Source organism: Fibrobacterota bacterium (assembly GCA_019509785.1).
Classification (GTDB): domain Bacteria; phylum Fibrobacterota; class Fibrobacteria; order UBA11236; family UBA11236; genus Chersky-265.
Window position 1 is genome coordinate 1 of sequence record JAEKLQ010000020.1, and the last position, 4,727, is coordinate 4,727.

The 4,727-nt window shown below is 59.2% G+C and carries 3 protein-coding genes; all 3 read right to left on the bottom strand.

Annotation, left to right across the window (positions count from 1 at the left end; all coding sequences use genetic code 11):
• The coding region (locus JF616_00675; GenBank protein ID MBW8886241.1) for a family 43 glycosylhydrolase at positions 1–1,986 on the bottom strand (1,986 nt) is incomplete at its 3' end.
• 87 nt (positions 1,987–2,073) lie between these two features.
• Positions 2,074–3,552, bottom strand: coding sequence for a family 43 glycosylhydrolase (locus JF616_00680; GenBank protein ID MBW8886242.1), 1,479 nt, complete (start codon positions 3,550–3,552; stop codon positions 2,074–2,076).
• 55 nt (positions 3,553–3,607) lie between these two features.
• Positions 3,608–4,727, bottom strand: a 1,120-nt coding sequence (locus JF616_00685) for a DUF1593 domain-containing protein (protein ID MBW8886243.1), incomplete at its 5' end; no start/stop codon positions are given.

Below are 4,727 nucleotides of genomic sequence, written 5' to 3' on the forward strand. Positions count from 1 at the left end.
CGAGCGCCGTGTCTGGCCGCCCGTCGGCAGAGCGGCGTTGTGGTAGAATACATACCACTGTCCCTTGAACTCAATGACCGCCGGATGGCTCGTGTCGGAACTGAAATCCCCCCGGCTTCCGTCGGGGCGAACATTCTCGTCTAGGATAACGCCCTTATATTGCCAAGGACCGCGAGGACTGTCGGACATCGCGTAAACCACTTTTTGGGGCATTCCCATGGCGTCTACGAGGTAGTATTTTCCTTTCGCTTTATATAGCCAGGGGCCTTCCCCAAATCCCATGGGACGATCCTTGATTTCGATCCTCGAAATAATGTCCGCGCCTTCGGTGATCTTCCCGTCTCCGTTGAGGTCCTTTAACGAAATCATATCTTCGTTGAGCAAGGCGTAGTGCAACGTGCTATTACCCCAATAAAGGTAGGCCTGACCATCGTCGTCCACGAAAACGGTCGGGTCGATATCCTCAATGCCCTCTACGGAAGAGCCTGTGGTAATCGCGTTATCAAACAGCGGACCGCCGATCGCATCGATAAACGGCCCGGTTGGTTTATCCGACACCGCCACACCCACGGTGTAACCTTGGCGATCCGGACGTCCTGTCGTGGAATATAAAAAATATTTCCCATGCCGCTTAACCACCTGGCAAGCCCAAGCCGTTCCCGGACTGCCCCAAGCAAAATCGGTGGCCTTCAAAACGACCCCTTCGTATTTCCAGTCCACCATGTCCTTGGTCGAGTAGCAGACCCACTCGTTCATGTTGAACCAGCCACCGATGGCCGCCTCGTCGCGCCCGGCATAAATGTAGAGCGTATCGCCATCCACAAGCACGGCGGGATCGGCCGTGAAGAGCCGATTGCCCTCGGCGTCGCGCTTCAGAACCGGGTTGTAACTCTCAAATTTCAACGGATAGCCGACCGGCGGCACGTTCAGGTTAAAAACCTTCGTGGCTGTGACGCCCTCTTTGCTGATGAAGGCCGTGAGCGTGACGACGCCAACCGGCTGCCCCTTGGCCGGCCGCTTCACCGCACCATTATGGCCAACTAAGGCCGGGTTGCTGGATTTCCATGTGATCGACACGCTCTGGCTGCTGGCGGGGAGTGAAAGATCATTCACGACAATGGCGCGGCCGATGGTCAGATTGCTTTTGACCAACGCTACAACCTGCGCGGCAGGCATGCCCTCGCCGTAAATGTCGCCCACTTGCGCGGCGGTCAACGCGGCCGAATAGATACGAAAATCGTCGACTGCGCCTCGGAAATACGGATCGGGATAAAACGACTTGCCGATATAGCCCGAGTAATCGCCGCCGGCCGCGTGAAGAGCCGAAGGCCTGATCGTGACGTTATTGTTCTCCGCCACCTTCTCACCGTCGAGATAAAGCACACTGCTGCCGGTGGCACTGATGGTCACCGCGAGGTGCCGCCATTTTCCATTCTCCAGCGCCACGTTGCCATGAAGCGACTGTTCCGCGCCGCCGTCCTTGATCGCTGAATACAGTGCGCCGTCACCGGATCTGGGCGTTGCAAAGATATATTTATTCCCATCCATCCCCAAACCGTAGAGCCACTGCCACGGGCCCTCGCCCTCCCACTTGACCCATGTGGCGATGGTCATCGCATCGAGTCCATTCAACACGCCGCCGGGGATTTTCACGTGGGCGGCGGTCGGCGAACCAGGAGCCCCTCCATTCATCTTAAAGGACCGCCCGGTGACACCGGCGTCCCATGCCGGCGGATTGATGTAGGTGCCATCGAAGCCGTGTCCCGACGAATCGACGACGGTGGTTCCACCGGTCTCCTCAAATTGATACCTTAGCAATAGAGACTTTTCGGCGCCTCCCGCGGCTTGGGCGGAAAGCGGAGCAGTCGTAGCTGCCAGCACCAGCAGAGATAAAACCACTGAAACAAACATATTACTTGTTTTCTGGAAGGCGCAAAGGGACGTGCGGATGACCGGAGAAAGATGACGGGGAAACAGGATGTTCATTCGGAGAAAATGCACCGGGCCGGAACCCGGATCCGGTGCTTTGGGTATTTTGACGTGGTGACGGTGCGGGAGGGCGTGGACTTCGCTTTACTTGAGCCCACCGAACGCGAACAGGTCGCGTTGGGAAAATTGCCAGCAATCGAACTTGAACAGTTCTTCGCCGGCCGCGCCGCGGAACACGAAGAAGAGATCGTTGATGCCGGAGGCTCCGGAAATCCGGGTAGACTGCGGCTTCCATTCGCCGCCGGTTCCCAAGACCGGCAGCGTGCCGATCAACTGGCCGTCGAGCTTGCCCAAACGAATCTCGATTTTCGCCCCGGTGGCCTCCTTCGCCTTGGCCGAGCTGGAGAGGCTGGCCATGAAGGCGCGCGCGCCGGTCGCGCCGAAATTGACGTTGTTTACCCGGATGTAGTCCCCGTCGTGAATGTCTCGCACATTCTGGCCGCCAGCGCTGCAGGGCTCAATTTTGACACCGGAAGACCAGGCGATGGTCTCGGCTTCCACTCGCTTGTAGGGATCGAGGGTGGCGACCGGTGCCGGCCCTTCCTTGGTCGGCTGCACCATCGAGATCGAGCCATCCGGGTTGAACTTCAGCTCATCGACGCACACGGAACGTTTGAAGCCGTCGCCTCCCGGAAGCGCGGCGTTGTGGTAGAAGAGGTAGGTCTTGCCCTTGTAATCCACCACGCCCGGGTGGTTGGTCCAGGCGCTTTGCGTGGTCATGAGAACGCCGCCGTAGGTCCACGGGCCTTCGGCTGTGGGGCCGGTGGAGTAGGCGAGATGCTCAGGGATGGGACCAGCGGCAAAAATCAGGTAGTAGAGCTTATTGCGCTTATAGAGCCAGGGACCCTCTTCGTAGGATGTGCCGCGCAGAGCAGGCACCGGAAGCATAACGCCTACTGTGTCCGGAGGGGTGCGCTCGCCAAAGGCCTTGATGGTCATCGGATGGCCAATAATGCCATTCTCCCCGACGCTGGTGTCGTAGGAAATCATATCCTTGTTCAGCTTCACCGACCACAGACTGGGATTGCCCCAGGCGAGATAGGCCTGGCCCTTGTCGTCGATGTAAACGGTCGGATCGATGCTGTCGTAGAGGTGGGCGGAGTGGCCGCCAATCAGCGGTTTTTTGATGGGATCGGTGTAGGGTCCCAGGGGATTATTGGCCACCAACACGCCAATGCCCCGGCCTTGCACCGGGCAATAGAGATACCATTTGCCATTCCGCTCGATCCCCTGGAGAGCCCAGGCACCGTTGTCAAAACCGTCCCAGGCGGAGATCTCCTTGGCGGCCCAGGGGAAATCCCGGAGGGAGGCGATCGCGCCGTGCTGGGTCCAGTTCACCATATCCGTGGTCGTGGCGAGCACCCAGTTCTTCATGTTGAAGTTGTTGGCCTCCCCCTTGTCTTCGTCGTGGTCGGAAAACAGGTAAAGCGTGCCGTCATGGACCATAGGGGCCGGATCTGCGGTATACATCGTTTGAATAACGGGGTTGAGCGCGAATGACGCCGCGGGCAGCGAAGCCAACACGGACAAGAGAACGACAGCGGAGCGGGTTGTTTTTTTCATGTGGATAGGGAGTCGGAAAATAGGGGGAGATTGGGGGGATGGGGTCAGGCCGGCGTCAACGCGCGGGCGGTTGAAAAATAATCCGGCGATAGGCCGTCAGACTGGGGGTGCCGTCATCCGTGACCTCGCAAATCACGTGGAAACTTTTGCCGGCGGCGTCTGACGGGATGGTCAACCTGGCGGTGTTCGTGTCGGCGTTGGCGAGCGTGATCTCCGACGGGTAGGTGCCAGCCTCGGGCAGAATCCACCACTTGAAGGAAAGTTTGTCGCCGTCGGGATCGGTGGATTTTGAGGCGTCGAGCGTGACGGTCGTGCCCACGGCGGAGGTGTTGGTCAGAATGCCGAGGCCCCGGTCATCATTGATGGCGACGATCGGGTTGCGGTTGCCCTTGCCGTCTCGTGCCCACGCCATGCGGGCGGCGAGATTATTGAAGATCGCGGGATAAAACTGCTTTTGATACTTCGTGGACGTCGCGTTGGCGGAGCCCTGTTGGTTCACGTGGGCCACGGTGGCGTTGTCCGGGCCCTGTCCGCGTTCGAAAAATCCGCCCCAGCCGCCCTGACCGGGGATCTCGGGGTCGCTGAGCCCGACGGGCATGAGATAGAGAAAAGTAGGCGTGTCGCCCTCCACGCCCCATTTGTATTTCGGATACAGGCAGCCGAGGTTGCCGTGGTTTTGAACCAAGGCCTCATACTCGGCCCAGTGGATTATGCCGGCGTGGTTTTGAAATTTCCACGCGCACTCGTCCCACAGGAACAGGAGATCATCGGCAAATTCGCGGCGCATCCATTGGTGCGAACTTTCGGGATAATGGATGGTGTTGCCGATTTTCTGGGCCGCGTCCTGATCAGTGATGGTATAGACGCGGAGCTTGTGCAGAAACGCCTTCAAATCCGCCGGGCTGCGCGTCTGCTGGACCTGCCAGATGGCTTGGGCCACCGTGTTGCCGCTGCCCCAGACGGCGATCCAGAGCGGGCGGTCGTCCTTCTCGTCGGCCAGTCGGACGATGAGATCGCTACCGTGCGAACGATTAGTCTCACCGATGAATGCCTGGCCAAGCGTTTTCGAGCCGAGCATCGTGCGCTCGCGCAGGTAACGGGGGCTGGGCCAGTAACCGATCTGCTGGCGCGACTCGTCGGGCAAAAACTCCTGCTGCGCGGAACGTTTCAGCAGG